16 protein-coding genes and 1 tRNA gene are annotated in these 16,211 nt (G+C 59.4%); 8 read left to right on the top strand and 9 right to left on the bottom strand.

Going from position 1 to position 16,211, the window contains the following annotated elements:
• Window positions 1–23: 23 nt before the first annotated feature.
• From IHQ43_RS23740 to IHQ43_RS23705, 8 genes are all read right to left on the bottom strand, one after another.
• The gene (locus IHQ43_RS23740) at window positions 24–2,942 is read right to left on the bottom strand and encodes a DUF927 domain-containing protein (protein ID WP_192562313.1); all 2,919 of its coding nucleotides are present in this window, start codon (window positions 2,940–2,942) and stop codon (window positions 24–26) included.
• Window positions 2,939–3,211: a DUF3077 domain-containing protein gene (locus IHQ43_RS23735; RefSeq protein ID WP_085641054.1), complete on the bottom strand. Its 273-nt coding sequence runs from the start codon at window positions 3,209–3,211 to the stop codon at window positions 2,939–2,941. Before IHQ43_RS23735 ends, IHQ43_RS23740 begins: the two co-directional genes overlap by 4 nt.
• Entirely contained in the window at window positions 3,208–3,492 is a 285-nt protein-coding gene (locus tag IHQ43_RS23730) for a hypothetical protein (protein ID WP_192562312.1), read from the bottom strand. The genes IHQ43_RS23735 and IHQ43_RS23730 overlap by 4 nt, the downstream gene beginning before the upstream one ends.
• Before the next feature lie 534 nt (window positions 3,493–4,026).
• Window positions 4,027–4,332, bottom strand: coding sequence for a hypothetical protein (locus IHQ43_RS23725; RefSeq protein WP_085606852.1), 306 nt, complete (start codon window positions 4,330–4,332; stop codon window positions 4,027–4,029).
• Window positions 4,329–4,610, bottom strand: coding sequence for a helix-turn-helix transcriptional regulator (locus IHQ43_RS23720; RefSeq protein WP_169431792.1), 282 nt, complete (start codon window positions 4,608–4,610; stop codon window positions 4,329–4,331). The genes IHQ43_RS23725 and IHQ43_RS23720 overlap by 4 nt, the downstream gene beginning before the upstream one ends.
• A gap of 100 nt (window positions 4,611–4,710) precedes the next feature.
• Window positions 4,711–5,556: a hypothetical protein gene (locus IHQ43_RS29620; protein ID WP_244142224.1), complete on the bottom strand. Its 846-nt coding sequence runs from the start codon at window positions 5,554–5,556 to the stop codon at window positions 4,711–4,713.
• Window positions 5,557–5,829: 273 nt separating this feature from the next.
• A complete protein-coding gene (locus IHQ43_RS23710; protein ID WP_192562311.1) occupies window positions 5,830–7,071 on the bottom strand; it encodes a tyrosine-type recombinase/integrase in 1,242 nt (413 codons plus the stop codon).
• 164 nt (window positions 7,072–7,235) lie between these two features.
• Window positions 7,236–7,320, bottom strand: a tRNA-Leu gene (locus IHQ43_RS23705).
• Window positions 7,321–7,428: 108 nt separating this feature from the next.
• Here IHQ43_RS23705 and queA point away from each other — a divergent pair.
• The 6 genes from queA (at window position 7,429) to IHQ43_RS23675 (ending at window position 13,517) form a co-directional block, all read left to right on the top strand.
• Window positions 7,429–8,478 carry a tRNA preQ1(34) S-adenosylmethionine ribosyltransferase-isomerase QueA gene (queA, locus tag IHQ43_RS23700; protein ID WP_192562310.1) on the top strand — a complete coding sequence of 350 codons (1,050 nt, stop codon included), beginning with the start codon at window positions 7,429–7,431 and terminating at the stop codon, window positions 8,476–8,478.
• A gap of 14 nt (window positions 8,479–8,492) precedes the next feature.
• Window positions 8,493–9,608 carry a tRNA guanosine(34) transglycosylase Tgt gene (gene tgt / locus IHQ43_RS23695; protein ID WP_192565050.1) on the top strand — a complete coding sequence of 372 codons (1,116 nt, stop codon included), beginning with the start codon at window positions 8,493–8,495 and terminating at the stop codon, window positions 9,606–9,608.
• A 43-nt stretch (window positions 9,609–9,651) separates the two neighbouring features.
• Window positions 9,652–9,987: a preprotein translocase subunit YajC gene (gene yajC / locus IHQ43_RS23690; RefSeq protein ID WP_007956696.1), complete on the top strand. Its 336-nt coding sequence runs from the start codon at window positions 9,652–9,654 to the stop codon at window positions 9,985–9,987.
• Between the two features lie 64 nt (window positions 9,988–10,051).
• Window positions 10,052–11,923, top strand: coding sequence for a protein translocase subunit SecD (gene secD / locus IHQ43_RS23685; protein WP_192562309.1), 1,872 nt, complete (start codon window positions 10,052–10,054; stop codon window positions 11,921–11,923).
• Window positions 11,924–11,932: 9 nt separating this feature from the next.
• Complete coding sequence (secF, locus tag IHQ43_RS23680) at window positions 11,933–12,847, top strand: protein translocase subunit SecF (protein ID WP_064383915.1); 915 nt, start codon at window positions 11,933–11,935, stop codon at window positions 12,845–12,847.
• 121 nt (window positions 12,848–12,968) lie between these two features.
• Complete coding sequence (locus tag IHQ43_RS23675; RefSeq protein WP_011335818.1) at window positions 12,969–13,517, top strand: glycine zipper 2TM domain-containing protein; 549 nt, start codon at window positions 12,969–12,971, stop codon at window positions 13,515–13,517.
• 95 nt (window positions 13,518–13,612) lie between these two features.
• Here the strand turns inward: IHQ43_RS23675 and suhB are convergent, their stop codons facing one another.
• Window positions 13,613–14,431, bottom strand: coding sequence for a type III secretion system regulator SuhB (gene suhB / locus IHQ43_RS23670; RefSeq protein WP_007941397.1), 819 nt, complete (start codon window positions 14,429–14,431; stop codon window positions 13,613–13,615).
• A 145-nt stretch (window positions 14,432–14,576) separates the two neighbouring features.
• On the opposite strand from suhB, the gene trmJ reads away from it, so the two are divergent.
• Both trmJ and cysE read left to right on the top strand, forming a co-directional pair.
• Entirely contained in the window at window positions 14,577–15,347 is a 771-nt protein-coding gene (trmJ, locus tag IHQ43_RS23665; RefSeq protein ID WP_007956692.1) for a tRNA (cytosine(32)/uridine(32)-2'-O)-methyltransferase TrmJ, read from the top strand.
• A 2-nt stretch (window positions 15,348–15,349) separates the two neighbouring features.
• Entirely contained in the window at window positions 15,350–16,126 is a 777-nt protein-coding gene (gene cysE / locus IHQ43_RS23660; protein WP_007956691.1) for a serine O-acetyltransferase, read from the top strand.
• The last annotated feature ends 85 nt before the right edge of the window (window positions 16,127–16,211 follow it).

The raw sequence follows: 16,211 nt of genomic DNA, 5'->3' as shown, positions 1-16,211 counted from the left end.
TACCTCGATCAGCAGAGTTGCCCTCAGGCAGCCCGTGCCTCGCCGTCATCCGTTCCCGGAATCACTTTCACGATGTAGCAGCGCTGCTGGCCCAGCCCGGGCAGACGCACCAAGCTCGACGCCTTACCGTCGCTGCTCGGTTCCAGCACACCGCGCTGCAGTAGCTCCTTGTTTACCGCCGTGAGGTTCATGCCTCGGAAGATCTCCGAGCGCCACGCCTCGGTCAGCACGTAATAGGTGTTGGTGGTGTGCATGGTGTCGCCCATGCCGTGTTCCAGCGTCTTGCGAAAGCCGAGGCGGTCGATGGTGCGTGGGCCGTGTTCGTCGATCTTCGCTGCCGCCGATTCCCATCGGGTGAAGCGGCTTTCACCAAAACGCTCGATGACCTGGCGCAGCCGCGCCAAGATCGCATCGCCCTCGAAGTTACCGGCGCCGCCACGCTCATGGAGCCATGCGTTCAAGCACACCCGAGCGGCAGTGGTGGCCGTGCCGTCCGGCCAACCGGTAATGCCCATCGCGGTGGCTAGCTCGCCAGCGGCCGCCGCGAGACCGAAGCGCGCCGCAGCACGGTGTGCTTGTCCACTGGCAGAGGCGGGGAGCGCTTTGGCTATAAAGCCTTCCAGCGTGCGGCGCAGGATTGCCGCCCAGCCGTGGCGCTTGCCGGGTTCACACAGCGCGGTCAAGAACGCGGTCAGCGGCGTGCCGTAGTAGTTCGCCACACGGGCCTTGAGTGCGTCGGATAGGGCGGCGGCATCCTCGAAACCATTGAGCGTGTCGAACATACCAAGGCCTTTGCTGGCATCGGCCGGGACGGCGAGCATCCTCACCTCCATACCGGCTTTCAGTTCCTTGTTGGCTTCGGCCATGTGTTGGGCCAAGGTCTTTTCACCGGTGGAGAGAAACAGCAGGCGCCATTCCTGCACCTGCCGGCCGGCTTGGCCTCGATCATTGGCGCGGGCCTTGCCGGTGCCGTTGCCGAGCATGTACACCGTCTCGCCGATGATGCGGGCATCACACATGCCGATTTCATCGAGCACCAGAAGCCCGTCGGAGTGAGCGGCAGCGATCGACTCCAGCGCGTTGTCGGTCGAGCGCCACGAGCGCACCAGACGCGGCCCGCCGTAGATTGAGGCGGCAACCTGCAGGTGCGTGGTCTTGCCGCCGGAGCTGTCGCCGTAAAGGTGAAAGCCGCCCGATTCGTGGCCAAGCATGTGCAGCAGGGGGCCGGCGAAGGCCACGCCGACGACAAACGCCAAACGATGGTTGCCGATGCACAGCGCGCCGATCTGCTGTTGCCACTGTTCCAACGTGCCCGCTTCGCTGATCGGCGGAAGTTGCGCGCCGGCCTCGTAGAAGTGCAGGTGTTCCACGTGCATGCCGACCTGCTGCTCGGGCAACAGAAAGGCGCTGTCATGCCAGCCCAAGCGGGTGACCAGTCGCGCTCGTTGCGCGCTGTCGAAGCCGCCCAGGTAACTTTGCAAATCGTTGCGAGCGTTGCGCCCCGAGCGGCTGCCGGCCAGACGCAACCCCATGTCCACCAACGGGCCGAGCACGTCCTTGCCGAAGTCGCCGGTCATGGTGCGTGCCGGGATGTTCCAGCGTTTCTTGGTGCCGTCGGGATCGTCGAACTCGACCAGCAAACCCCAGTTGTGGCCCTTCTCGTCACGGGTACGCGCAAGGATTGCCAGTGGCGAACACACCGGGCGTGCTTCACCGTCGTCGCCTGCGTAGAACACTCCCTCGGGCGTCAGGCGAAAGCCTCCCGGCATCAGGTCGTTTTTCGATTTTGCCGGGCGCTTGGCTGCTGCTTTGGGTTTCGCGTCCGGTTCCGGTTCCGGCGTGGGTTCTACCGGGGCAACTACCGGTTTTTCTTCGATCACGCCGAACAGCTCGCCGCTGCTTTCCAGCTCGGAAAAATGCGCAGCGGTCCAGCCTTTGCCGAGCGCATCGGCGGCATCGTCGCCGTCATCCCATTGACCACCTTTGGCGAACGCGGCGCGGTCGTTCTTCAGCGTCGGCTTTCGTTTGAACACCTCCAGCGCAATGACCCGGACCGAGGCCGCGCCGATTTCGCGCAGCTTTTCGGCAACGGTGGCCATGCAGGCTTTACCGCTGTCGTCGTTGTCCGGCCACAACACCACGTCGCGTCCCTTGAGCGGCGTCAGGTCGGCTTTGTGCCAGGAGTTGGAGCCGTTCGGCCAGCAGGTGGCCACGTAGTTCGGCAGTAGTTCGTTGGCAGCGTCGGCGGCTTTCTCGCCTTCGCACAAAACCACCGGCGTGTAAGCGCGCTGGGCCAGCTCATCAAGGCGCAGCAGTGGACGCGGATCCGGCAGACCCTGCCAGCGCCATTGTGTGGTTTGACCATCGGAGCGCTGACACCATGTCAGAGGCGCAAAGACCTTCTTCGGCTTGCCGTCTTCATCGGGGCCGAGGTCGAAGCGATACAGCGCCATGAGCGGCTGACCCTGCGCATCGCGATAGATCCAGACCTTGGACGGCACACCATGATCACGGTGCTTGGCCGGGCACTTGTTCATGGCCTCGGTCGGGATCGGCTGGATGGCGTTCCATGTCGACGCCTTGGGCTTGGTCGGTGCTGCCATTGTCTTGGCGGCGCCCGGCGCAACGTTCAGCCAGTCGGCCAGTTTGTTGCAAGCCTCGACGTCGGTGCCGTCGTCCAGATAGCGCACCAGATCGATCAGGTCGCCGCCTTTGTCGCCGGTGGCAAAATCTGCCCAGGTGCCCTTGCTCAAGTTGACCTTGAGCGAACCTGCGCGCTTGTCGCTGCGGGTCGGATTTGGAGCGGTGTATTCCTTGCCGCCATCCACGCGCTTGCCGTTGGGCAGCCAGTGCGACAAGACACGATCAATGTCTTTGAACGCGGCGGCTTTCACGTCGGCGAAGCTTGGACGTTTCGCGGTGCTGTTCGGGCGTTGGCTCATGTGTCAGCCCTCGGCAGAAACAGCGCGTCGTTGATGTCGTCGATCAGCGCTTTGGCCATCTCGCCAAGGTAGAGGGCGGGCCAACTGAAACGCTCGCCGTGGTCACTCATGGCCGCGTCGAAACTGAGCTGGTTCGCGTGATGCTGCAGCAACGACACCATCTCCAGCGCGTCTTCAACGGGTACTCCGGCATTCACCCGAAATAGCTTCAGGTCGGTGGCATTAACGCGAGAAAAGGTAGCGTGGCCCGGTGTGGTGGAAATGCTCATAGCGCACCGCCTTTCTGCACCGCAGGGGCCGAAGTGTTGTCACCGTGCATGGCCAGCGTTTTGATCAACCCGAGGGTGCCGCGCACGTCCCAGAGGACGGCGGCGATGACGTGATTGGCGAGGCGTGAGGATTCGTTTTCGAAGTGATCCTCCAGCAGCGTCAGCACCGAGTCAGCACGGTCAATCGCGCAGGTGATGGCGTCGATGGGCACACCGGCTTCTGCGCTCGGATTCACGCAGAGCAGATCTTCGGGCAGGGCAAAACTCAGGGCGTTGTTCATTGGGCACCGCCTGCGGTTTCGAGCGCGCGGGCTTTGGCCATGTGAGCGTTGTAGCGGGAGAGGCGTGTAGCGAGGCTTGAGTTGGCGTGTAAAGCGGCGAGAGCCATTGCACGGTGTGCAGCGGCGCGAATTTTGGACGGATTGAGGGCGTGTTGCATTTGTGAAGGCTCCTTGTACTGAGGAACCGCCACCGTCTGCCGCCAAGCAGATTAGGGTGACGGATTGCGCAGGATTGGCGGACCGGCGTACAAGGAGACCGGCGCACCCGAGGGTGCTCCTACGCAACCCGCCATAACACGGGAAAGCGGGCACAAAAAAAGCGCCTGCAATCGTAATGGGGGCGCTGTTGCGCCTTGTACAGTTTGGGCCGCCAAGCCCAATCGCTGAATTTGCAGCGATGGCCAGAGAGTAACGTCCGTTTTTCGAAAGTGCAACTGCGCTGATGGCTTGCGGTTTTTTCAGGTGCGGCATAAATTGTTCGTGCATGTAGATTGACCTCAACGCCTCCGGATCGCCCCCGGAGGCGTTTTTGTTTCAGGCATGGGCTTCCCAGCGCAGGGAGAGAAGGGGCAGGAATCCGCCGCTGAGCATGGAGCGGGCATCTTCGTAGGCGTCGACCTGCTGGCCTTCGTCGACGACCACGGCCCCGGTCTTTTCGCAGTGAAGGGAGAGGGCGCACCAGGTGCCGTCGGCCCAGCTGAGCACGCTGACAACGCGACCTTGCTTGTCCTGCTGGCTGCGGTAGCGTTCAAGGCGCTGCATGACGCGAGTCGAGAAACCGATCCGACGCAACACGGAAAAGGGATGCATCAAAGCGTTGTTTGCAGTCTTGTGGCTCATGCAGCCACCTGATCGCGTGCCTCGATGCGGCTGCGCGCCCACGCTTGAACTTCGGATAGGACCCAGGCGACAGGGGCGCCGCGTGCGTTGCTGTTGCTCAGCTTGACGGGCTGCGGAAAGCCGCAGTCGGTGCGCTGCATCAGTTTGTAGATGGTCGAACGCTTCATCCCCACAATGCCTTCCACCTCCCGCATGCGGATCAAAGTTGAAGTGGCATCAAAAAGTGAGGTGGCGTTGACGGGAGTCTTGCGGGGAAAATCGGTAACAGAGGTGTTCATAGGTATTGCTCTCGATTGATTTGGACAACGAGAGCAATGGTCTAGAAATTGGTCGGCGGTGAGCAGTTCACTTCCATTTGAAATGACATTGAAATATCGGTCACACAACAAAATTGCGCTTGAGGATTCCCTCCACGCTTTTGCGGGTTAGCGCTTTTTCGGTTTCCATTGTCACCCACTCAGCGCGCTGTTTGAGCGGTTTGGACACCTCCCGTTCCAGCCAGGCGTGAACCGCCGTGGTCACGTTTCGCCGTGACATTCCGCTAGACACGTAGTGTCGACCTTGCCTAATGATTGCTGTATCCCGTGCGCCGATTTCTTCGTTACGCTCCATTCCGCTGATGATGCCGCCCTTGGTGCGGATAGCGTTCTCGATTGCCCTGTAAGCGATTGGGGTCAGTTCGTCACTGATCAAGCAGGGTAGGGTTGTTATTGGCTCCAGAAACAGCACGTATTGTTCTAGTGCCTGAATGCGTTCAATGGGATCGACCTGTCCCTCTACGACGAGACAATAAATATCCCACGGACAATCCGTTGGAGGTTCAGCAACATGTGACCATGCCTCGTCTTCCGTAGAGCGCATCCAGTCAGCTAATGCGCTTAGCGCTTTTACTGCACAGGCCATGACGTAGGCTGCATATGCATCGCGCTCCGAAGCTGAAGGGCAGCTGCTGTATTGGCGAACCCAATGTGCAAGACGATTTTTTTTGTCGGTTGAGGCGTACTGAAAAATGGCCTCTTCATGCATCGTTGTCTGTATGCACATGCTGCTCATATCGCTGCTGATGTCGCCGTTCTGGATGCGTACGCAGCATTGATTGATTAGCTCGCAAAGATCAGTGATCTGTTCTTTGCAGAGCTCATAGAGCGGTTGACCGGAGAGATATTGAAGCAGGCCGGCGGTTAGCGCCGTGTGCAAAATTGGATGAGTTTCAATCACGCCCATGGTTCTCTACGTGTAACGCTCTATCCCTTGCCCTGCGAGTTGGATGCGTTTCCAGCGATATTTGCACTCTGGCCCAGCTTGGAGAAATTTGTCCCGCAGCATGCGAGGGGCTTATTCTGGTGTTACACGAACGGCGTGCGTTACATCGCATGTACGGAAGGTCGTGCAAGAGTGTAACGGGATTGAAAGTCAATGAATCCGGGCGTTTGGCCGGCATCGTTACACGAGTTACACCTGTAACACGGATTTTGAAGGTGGTATGGATAAGTGCATTCATACCGCTTTTCCAAATTGTCCCTTGATTACCTTTTCGCTTGCTAACGCATCAAGGTGATCTGCATACCACTGCATCATCTTTACTCGATGCTCAAGGTATTGAGCCTTGTTGTAGACCCCCGATATTCCCTCTTCTTTGTGAGCAAGCTGCGCTTCGACGTGCTCTTTCGGCCAGCCGTGTTCCCTGAGCAGAGTGCTGGCGGTGTGACGAGTACCATGACCAACCAATCGACCCTTGTAACCAACTGTCGCGAAGACCTTGTTGATGGTGTTTTCGCTAATCGTTGGGTTCTTAGCGCCCACCCCAGGGAACAGCCAGCGACTACGACCTGTGAGGCAATGAAGTTCTTTGAGAGCGGAAAGCGCTTGCTTAGGGAGTGGACACACAAAGTCTCGGCGCATCTTCATCTTGGCGGCAGGCGTCGTCCATATCTCTTTATCCAGGTCAAACTCTTTCCATTCAGCTAATCGAACCATGCCCGGTCTGGACGCGGTCCAGATGCAGAGCCATGCAGCAGTTCGGGCCGTCAGCCTGCTGGGGGTGTTTTTGAGTGCTTGGAGGAACTCTGCCAACTCTGGCTCCAGCAAATGAGGATGCTGCTGAGTCTTTGGGGCTTGAGCTGCAATATCTCGGAGGCGACTGCCAGGATCGTTTTCCGTGAGGCCTAAGCCGATGGCTCGTCCGAATATCTGATTGATCCACGTGCGGCACTTTTCCGCCACGTTGTGTGCGTCCCGGGCTTCAAGTGATGCTTGGAGATCCGCACAGTCAGTACGAGTGATTTCGTCCAAGGGCTTATCTCCCAGCGCCGGGAGTATGTCTTTGTCGAGATAAGTGCGGATTTTGTTAAGGGTGGAAGGCGCGAGTCCCTTTTCTTCCTTGGCCTTGAGCCAAGCTTCAGCAGCCGCTCGGAAGGTGCGAGTCTTGGCAGCATCAATTGCCGCTTTGGCAGAGCGTTTTTGTTCGAGAGGATCGGCCCCGCTGCTCACGACCTTGCGAAGTTCAGCAGCTTTGTCCCGTGCCAACGCACCGCTTACTTCTGGGTAACCCCCCAGCCCCATCCAAGCCCAATTGCCCGCCGGACGTTTGTAGCGGAGCTGCCAGGATTTACCACCATCAGGTTTTACCCTGAAGTAGAGGCCGTTTCCGTCCAGCTCTCGGTATTCCTTTAATTCCGACTCCAATCCCGCAAGTGTCGTATCAGCGAGAGGGCGGCGCTTGATGTCTGCGCGCTTCATCCTTGTATCCCAAAGTTCGGTATTTTTCTCAGGATACAAGCAGGGATACAGGGATACAACGGATAAGGGGAGACAGGGATAAACAGACAGGCACAAAAAAACCGGCCAAGTGGCCGGTTTCTCTGGGTCTGAGAGGCTGGTAGAGACTCTCAGATACTGCTATGTGGTGCCCCGAGGGAGACTCGAACTCCCACTCCTTTCGAAAACGGATTTTGAATCCGCCGCGTCTACCAATTCCGCCATCAGGGCTCAATGGCGGCGAAGTATAGAGAGGTGCCTACCGTTGGTCAATCACGTTTCATGGTCAATTTTCGATATTTCCGCTAGACTTTCCGGCCCTGCTAGACGAACCCCATCATGCGCGTTGCTGACTTTACCTTCGAGCTTCCTGATTCGCTGATTGCCCGCCATCCTTTGGCCGAGCGTCGCGGTAGTCGCCTGTTGACCCTGGATGGGGTCAGCGGCGCCCTGGCACACCGTCAATTCACTGATCTGCTGGAGCATTTGCGGCCGGGCGATCTGATGGTGTTCAACAATACCCGGGTGATTCCGGCGCGCCTGTTCGGGCAGAAGGAGTCCGGCGGCAAGCTGGAAATCCTCATCGAACGCGTGCTCGATACCCACCGCGTACTGGCCCATGTGCGTTCCAGCAAGTCGCCGAAACCGGGTTCGAAGATCCTGATCGACGGCGGCGGTGAAGCCGAGATGCTGGCGCGTCACGATGCGTTGTTCGAGCTGGGGTTTGCCGAAGAAGTGCTGCCGCTGCTTGATCGCGTCGGGCACATGCCGTTGCCTCCTTATATAGACCGCCCGGACGAAGGTTCGGATCGCGAGCGTTATCAGACCGTGTATGCCGAGAAGCTCGGCGCGGTGGCGGCCCCGACTGCCGGGCTGCATTTCGATCAGACGCTGATGGAAGCGATCGCCGCCAAGGGCGTCGAGACCGCGTTCGTCACGCTGCACGTCGGCGCGGGTACGTTCCAGCCAGTGCGCGTCGAGAAGATCGAAGATCACCACATGCACAGCGAGTGGCTGGAAGTCGGTCAGGATGTTGTCGATGCAGTCGCTGCTTGCCGTGAGCGCGGCGGCCGAGTCATCGCTGTCGGCACCACCAGCGTGCGCTCACTGGAAAGCGCTGCCCGCGATGGCGTGCTCAAGCCGTTCAGCGGCGACACCGACATTTTTATCTTCCCGGGCCGGCCGTTCCATGTGGTCGATGCGCTGGTCACCAATTTCCATTTGCCCGAATCCACGCTGTTGATGCTGGTCTCGGCGTTCGCCGGTTATCCCGAGACCATGGCCGCATACAAAGCCGCCGTGGACAACGGATACCGCTTTTTCAGCTACGGTGATGCGATGTTCATCACCCGTAATCCCGCGCCGCGCGGCCCAGAGGAAACAGTATGAGTCGCACCTGTCGTATGTCTTTCGAGTTGCTTGCCACCGATGGCAAGGCTCGTCGTGGTCGTCTGACCTTCCCTCGTGGCACCGTCGAGACCCCGGCCTTCATGCCGGTGGGCACCTACGGCACGGTCAAGGGCATGTTGCCGCGTGACATCGTCGCCACCGGCGCGGAGATCATTCTGGGCAACACCTTCCACCTGTGGCTGCGCCCGGGTACCGAAGTGATCAAGGAACACGGCGACCTGCACGATTTCATGCAGTGGAAAGGCCCGATCCTGACCGACTCCGGCGGTTTCCAGGTGTTCAGCCTCGGCGCCATGCGCAAGATCAAGGAGGAGGGCGTGACCTTCGCCTCCCCGGTCGACGGCTCGAAGGTGTTCATGGGCCCGGAAGAATCGATGCAGGTCCAGCGCGATCTGGGCTCGGACATCGTGATGATCTTCGACGAATGCACGCCGTACCCGGCTGACGAAGACGTCGCCCGTGTGTCCATGGAGCTGTCGCTGCGCTGGGCCCAGCGTTCGAAGAATGCCCATGGCGACAACACGGCGGCGCTGTTCGGCATCGTTCAGGGCGGCATGCACCAGGACCTGCGCATGCGCTCGCTGGAAGGCCTGGACAAGATCGGCTTCGATGGCCTGGCCATTGGCGGTCTGTCGGTAGGCGAGCCCAAGCACGAAATGATCAAGGTGCTGGATTACCTGCCGGGCATGATGCCGGCTGACAAACCTCGTTACCTTATGGGCGTTGGCAAACCGGAAGATCTGGTTGAGGGTGTGCGCCGCGGTGTGGACATGTTCGATTGCGTGATGCCAACCCGTAATGCCCGCAACGGGCATCTGTTCATTGATACAGGCGTGCTGAAGATCCGTAACGCGTTCCATCGCCATGATGATTCGCCTCTGGATCCGACCTGCGATTGCTATACCTGCCAGAACTTCTCCCGCGCTTATCTGCATCATCTGGACAAGTGCGGCGAAATGCTCGGCAGCATGCTCAATACCATCCACAATTTGCGCCATTATCAGGTGCTGATGGCTGGTTTGCGCGAGGCTATTCAACAGGGTACATTGGCCGCCTTTGTCGATGCCTTCTACGCCAAACGCGGGCTTCCCGTTCCGTCTTTGGACTGAGTTTTCTGACCCCAAGATTCAACATTTGCAACTGGAGTGCTAAATGAGCTTTTTTATCTCTAATGCCATGGCTGACGCGGCTGCACCGGCTGCGGCGCCTATGGGCGGCGGCTTCGAGTGGATTTTCCTGGTCGGCTTCCTGGTCATCTTCTACCTGATGATCTGGCGTCCACAGGCCAAGCGCGCCAAAGAGCAGAAGAACCTGCTGAGCAGCCTGCAGAAGGGCGACGAAGTGGTCACCACCGGCGGCATCGCCGGCAAGATCACCAAAGTGGCCGATGACTTCGTGGTTCTGGAAGTTTCCGACACCGTGGAAATGAAGTTCCAGAAGGGCGCCATCGCCGCCACGCTGCCAAAAGGCACGCTGAAAGCGATCTAAGGTTCCAACTTCTACTCAATCGACGGGGCGCGCAAGGCGCCCCGCGTTCATAACGGGCGGCGTGATGCTGAACAAATATCCTCTGTGGAAATACATTCTGATCCTGGCGGTGCTGGCGATCGGTCTGATTTATTCCGCTCCGAATCTATACCCCGATGACCCGGCCATTCAGATCAGCGGCGCCAGCACGGCCCTGCAGGTCAATCAGGCCGATCTGGATCGCGTGAGTACCGCGCTCAAGGAGTCCGGGATCAACGTCAAGGCTTCGAGCCTGGCTGCGAACGGCAAGGGCGGTCTGATCCGTCTGACCAAGGCTGAAGATCAGCTGCCGGCCAAGGACGTTGTCCGCAAGGCATTGGGTGATGACTACGTCGTCGCGCTGAACCTGGCACAAACCACCCCGCAATGGTTGCGCAACCTGGCTGCGCACCCGATGAAGCTGGGTCTGGACTTGTCCGGTGGTGTGCACTTCCTGCTGGAAGTGGACATGGACAAAGCCCTCGACGCCCGCCTTAAAGTCTACGAGGGCGACGTCAAGAGTCTGTTGCGCAAAGAAAAACTGCGCTATCGCAGCCTGCCGCAACTCAATGGCGCCATTCAGCTGGGCTTCAGCGATGCTGATTCCCGCGAACAGGCCCGCGCGCTGATCCGCAAGAATTTCAACGATTTCGACATTGTTCCGGCCGACCTCAACGGTCAACCGGTGCTGCGTCTGGCGATGACCCCGGCCAAGCTGGCGGAAATCCGTGAATACTCCATCAAGCAGAACCTGACCACGGTACGTAACCGCGTCAACGAGCTGGGTGTTGCCGAACCGATCGTCCAGCGTCAGGGCGCCAACCGTATCGTGGTTGAGCTGCCGGGCGTGCAGGACACTGCCGAAGCCAAGCGTATCCTCGGCAAGACGGCCAACCTGGAGTTCCGTCTGGCCGCAGAGCCGGGCGCTTCGAAAGCCACTTCCGAAACCTTCGAATTCCGCGAAGGCAAGCGTCCTCCTGCCCAGATCGAGCGTGGCCTGATCATCACCGGTGACCAGGTGACTGACGCCAAGGCCGGTTTCGATTCGCAGCACGGTACGCCTGAAGTGAACATCCGTCTGGATGGCCACGGTGGCGATCTGATGAACCGCGCGACCCGCAGTAACGTCGGTCGCAGCATGGCGGTGATCTTCATCGAACAGCGCCCGGTCACGACTTACGTCAAGCAAGTGGTCGACGGCGTCGAGAAAGACGTTGCGGTGCAGACTTTCAAGGAAGAGAAGAAAATCATCAGCCTGGCGACCATTCAGTCGCCGCTGGGTGCGCAGTTCCGTATCACCGGACTGAACGGCCAGGGCGAGTCGTCCGAGCTGGCGCTGCTGCTGCGTGCCGGTGGTCTGGCTGCTCCGATGTACTTCGCTGAAGAGCGCACCATCGGCCCGAGCCTGGGTGCGGACAACATCACCAAGGGTATCGATGCATCGCTGTGGGGCATGCTGTTCGTCTCGCTGTTCATCATCGCCATCTATCGCTTCTTCGGCATCATCGCCACCGTCGCGCTGGCGGTGAACATGGTGCTGCTGCTGGCGCTGATGTCGCTGCTGGGTGCCACGCTGACCCTGCCGGGTATCGCCGGTATCGTGTTGACCATGGGTATGGCGGTCGACGCCAACGTGCTGATCTTCTCGCGGATTCGTGAAGAGATCGCCGCCGGCATGACCGTGCAGCGTGCAATCAACGAAGGCTTCGGCCGGGCATTCACTGCGATTCTCGACGCCAACCTGACCACCTTGCTGGTCGGCGGCATCCTCTTCGCCATGGGCACCGGCCCGGTGAAGGGCTTCGCAGTAACCATGTCCCTCGGGATCTTTACCTCGATGTTCACGGCCATCATGGTGACCCGCGCAATGGTCAACCTGATCTTTGGCGGACGTGACTTCAAGAAGTTGTGGATTTAAGGGGCTGCCATGTTACGTACAATCAACTTCATGGGCGTCCGCAACTTTGCGTTCGGCGTCACAGTATTTCTGACCTTGCTGGCAATCTTCAGTGTGTTCCACAAGGGCATGAACTGGGGGCTGGACTTCACCGGTGGTACGCTCATCGAGCTGACCTACGAGCGTCCGGCTGACGTCACCAAGGTGCGCGAGCAACTGGTGACTTCGGGTTACCACGAAGCCGTCGTGCAGAACTTCGGTGCAACCACTGATTTGCTGGTGCGTATGCCGGGTGAAGACCCGCAACTGGGTCATCAGGTCGCAGAAGCACTGCAAAAGGTTGGCGGCGATAACCCGGCTACCGTCAAGCGTGTCGAGTTCGTCGGCCCGCAGGTCGGCGAAGAACTGCGCGACCAGGGCGGCCTCGGCATGCTGCTGGCGCTCGGCGGCATCCTGATCTACCTGGCTTTCCGCTTTCAGTGGAAGTTCGCGGTCGGCGCCATTGTGTCGCTGATCCACGACGTGATCGTGACTATCGGTATCCTGTCGTTTTTCCAGATCACCTTCGACCTGACGGTGTTGGCGGCGGTGCTGGCGATCATCGGTTATTCGCTGAACGACACCATCGTCGTATTCGACCGGGTGCGTGAGAACTTCCGTGTCCTGCGCAAAGCTTCGCTGATCGAGAACATCAACATCTCGACGACTCAGACCTTGCTGCGGACCATGGCGACATCGATCTCCACTTTGCTGGCGATCGCAGCGCTGCTGTTCTTTGGTGGCGATAACCTGTTCGGCTTCTCCATCGCCCTGTTTATCGGTGTCCTGGCGGGTACCTACTCGTCGATCTACATCGCGAACGTGGTGCTGATCTGGCTGAACCTGAGCACTGAAGATCTGATTCCTCCGGCCAATACCGAGAAGGAAGTCGACGACCGTCCATAACGGCCATCTTTTTCCCGGCGGTCAGTCAAAAAAGACGCGAGTTGAACTCGCGTCTTTTTTTTTGCTCCAAGGCTGGGAGAAGCGCGGGCGCGTTCCCGCATGTGATGGTCAGGAGGTTCATGTGAACAAGTCGTTGCTGGTTGGTGCGGTATTGGGTGCTGTCGGTGTAACTGCCGGGGGTGCTGTAGCCACCTACAGCCTGGTGAAAAGCGGCCCTGAGTATGCGCAAGTATTGGCTGTTGAGCCGGTCAAGACACAGATCAAGACTCCACGTGAAGTGTGCAAGGATGTGACGGTGACCCGGCAGGCTCCGGTGAAAGATCAACACCAGATCGCCGGTACCGTGGTCGGCGCGCTGGCGGGCGGTCTGCTGGGTAACCAGATCGGCGGCGGCACCGGCAAGAAGATTGCCACGGTGGCCGGTGCGGTCGGTGGTGGTTACGCCGGCAACAAGGTTCAGGAGGGTATGCAGGAGCGTGATACCTACACCACGACTCAGACTCGCTGTAATACGGTGAATGACATCAGCGACAAGGTCGTGGGCTATGACGTTCGTTATTCGCTGGACGGCAAGGAAGGCAAGGTGCGGATGGATCGTGATCCGGGCAATCAGATCCCGGTCGACAAGGAAGGCAAGTTGATCCTGTCGCAGAACCAGCCAGGCCAGTGATTGGCTGATCGCTTATAAGAAGCACCCTTCGGGGTGCTTTTTCATGCCCATAAAAAAAACACCCCGAAGGGTGTTTTTTTGGTTTTGCGAAACGCTTAGCGCTTCAGCGAGGCCGGCAGGTGTGGCTGGATCGCCGTCAGAACTGCCTTGAAGCATTTGGTGTTGCCGGCAACGACGTGGCCTTTTTCAAGGAAGTCGTGACCGCCGGTGAAGTCACTCACCAGGCCGCCTGCTTCCTGAATCAGCAGGGCGCCAGCGGCCATGTCCCACTCGGACAGGCCCGACTCCCAGAATGCGTCGAAACGACCTGCGGCCACGTAAGCCAGGTCCAGGCTTGCCGAACCAGCACGGCGGATGCCGGCAGTCTGGCCAACCAGGGCGCGGAACATGCCCAGGTAGTTGTCGAGGTTGTCCATCTGGTCGTCACGGAACGGGAAGCCGGTACCGAGCAGAGCGCCGTCCAGGCTGGTACGACCGCTGACACGCAGGCGGCGACCGTTCAGTTGAGCGCCGCGACCACGGCTGGCAGTGAATTCTTCCTGGCGAACCGGATCCAGAACAACGGCGTGTTCCAGGCGACCACGGTATTTGCAGGCGATGCTGACAGCGAAGTGAGGAATGCCGCGCAGGAAGTTGGTGGTGCCGTCCAGCGGATCGATGATCCACAGGTACTCTTCGCCTTCGATGCCGGTACCGGCGTGCAGGCCGGTCTCTTCACCCATGATCGAGTGATTCGGGTAAGCCTTGCGCAGGGCGTCGATGATTTTCTGTTCGGCGGCGCGATCGACCTCGGATACGTAATCCTTGGCGTCTTTTTCGTCGACCTTGATGGTATCCAGGCGCTCGATGGAGCGGAAGATCAGTTCACTGGCGCTGCGGGCGGCGCGCAGCGCGATATTCAGCATGGGCTGCATGGATGTGTCACCTAAGGTTGTTAAAGAAAGCCGCGCATTCTATCAGAACTTTTCTTCAGGTGAAGGTCGCTGTTCGCTTTCATAGCTTAACGGTAGGCTGTTCTGTAAGATTTGCACCCCTTTGCCGAGTCCGAGAGCGCCCGCCGTGCTGCAGAATATTCGTGTCGTCCTGGTCAATACCAGCCATCCGGGAAACATCGGCGGGACCGCGCGCGCCATGAAAAACATGGGCCTGTCGCGTCTCGTGCTGGTTGATCCGCGAGTCTTTCCGCATCACGAAGCCGATGCCCGTGCTTCCGGTGCCGGTGACATCCTTGAAAACGCGCAAGTCGTCGCCACCTTGGAAGACGCCTTGGTCGGTTGCAATCTGGTGCTCGGCACCAGTGCTCGTGACCGACGCATTCCCTGGCCGCTGCTGGATCCGCGCGAGTGCGGGACCAAAGTGGTCGAGGAGGCAGGGCAGGGCGCGGAAATCGCTTTGGTGTTCGGTCGTGAAGATTCCGGCCTGACCAATGACGAGTTGCAGCGATGTCACTATCACGTGCACATCCCCTCCGATCCTGAATTCAGTTCGCTGAACCTTGGGGCGGCGGTGCAGGTGTTGAGTTATGAAGTGCGCATGGCGTGGCTGGCTGCACAAGGCCAGCCGACCAAGATCGAAAAGGAAGAAGTGGCCTCCGTGAAAAGCGCAGAGCTTGCGACCATGGATGAGCTGGAGCGGTTCTATGAGCACCTGGAGCAGACTCTGGTGGCCATCGAATTCCTCGATCCGGAAAAGCCGCGGCACTTGATGGCGCGTCTGCGCCGGTTGTACGGACGCAGCTCGGTCAGCCGGGCGGAAATGAATATTTTGCGTGGCATCCTCACGGAAACCCAGAAAGCGGCCCGTGGCGAGCTCCTTAAGCGGAAGGATTAATGATGTTCGAGCGTTTGCGTGAAGATATCCAGAGCGTATTCCACCGAGATCCGGCGGCGCGTAACGCTTTTGAAGTCCTGACCTGCTACCCCGGCATGCATGCAATCTGGATTCATCGACTGGCCGGCATGCTCTGGCGCAACGATCTGAAATGGCTGGCGCGGCTGGTGTCGAACTTCGGTCGCTGGCTGACCGGGATCGAGATTCATCCGGGTGCCAAGGTCGGTCGGCGCTTCTTCATCGACCACGGTATGGGCATCGTGATTGGCGAAACCGCTGAAATCGGCGACGACGTGACGATCTATCAGGGCGTGACCCTGGGTGGTACCAGCTGGAACAAGGGCAAGCGTCACCCGACGCTCGGTGATGGCGTTGTGGTGGGGGCTGGCGCGAAGGTGCTTGGTCCGTTCACTGTGGGTGCCGGCGCCAAGGTCGGTTCCAATGCCGTGGTCACCAAAGAAGTGCCTCCGGGTGCCACCGTGGTGGGGATTCCGGGCCGGATCATCGTCAAGTCCGATGATGAGGCCGACGCCAAGCGCAAGGCGATGGCCGAGAAGATCGGCTTCGATGCCTACGGCGTCAGCGAAGACATGCCCGACCCTGTGGCGCGTGCCATCGGCCAGTTGCTCGATCACCTGCAAGCGGTCGATGGGCGTCTTGAGGGAATGTGCGGCGCGCTGAAGGATCTGGGCAGCAATTATTGTGCGAAAGATCTGCCCGAACTGCGTGAAGAGGACTTCGCCTGCGTCAAGGGCAAGGACGAATCCAAGCTCCACTGATGCACTTGCAGGGCTGCTGCCGACCGGTGTGCCATTAGGCCGCAGACCCTGCTATCATTCGCGCGCTCTTTTGCGGGTAAACCCG

Source organism: Pseudomonas gozinkensis, from assembly GCF_014863585.1.
GTDB classification, from domain to species: domain Bacteria; phylum Pseudomonadota; class Gammaproteobacteria; order Pseudomonadales; family Pseudomonadaceae; genus Aquipseudomonas; species Aquipseudomonas gozinkensis.
This window is presented reverse-complemented; position numbering and strand designations above follow the sequence as displayed.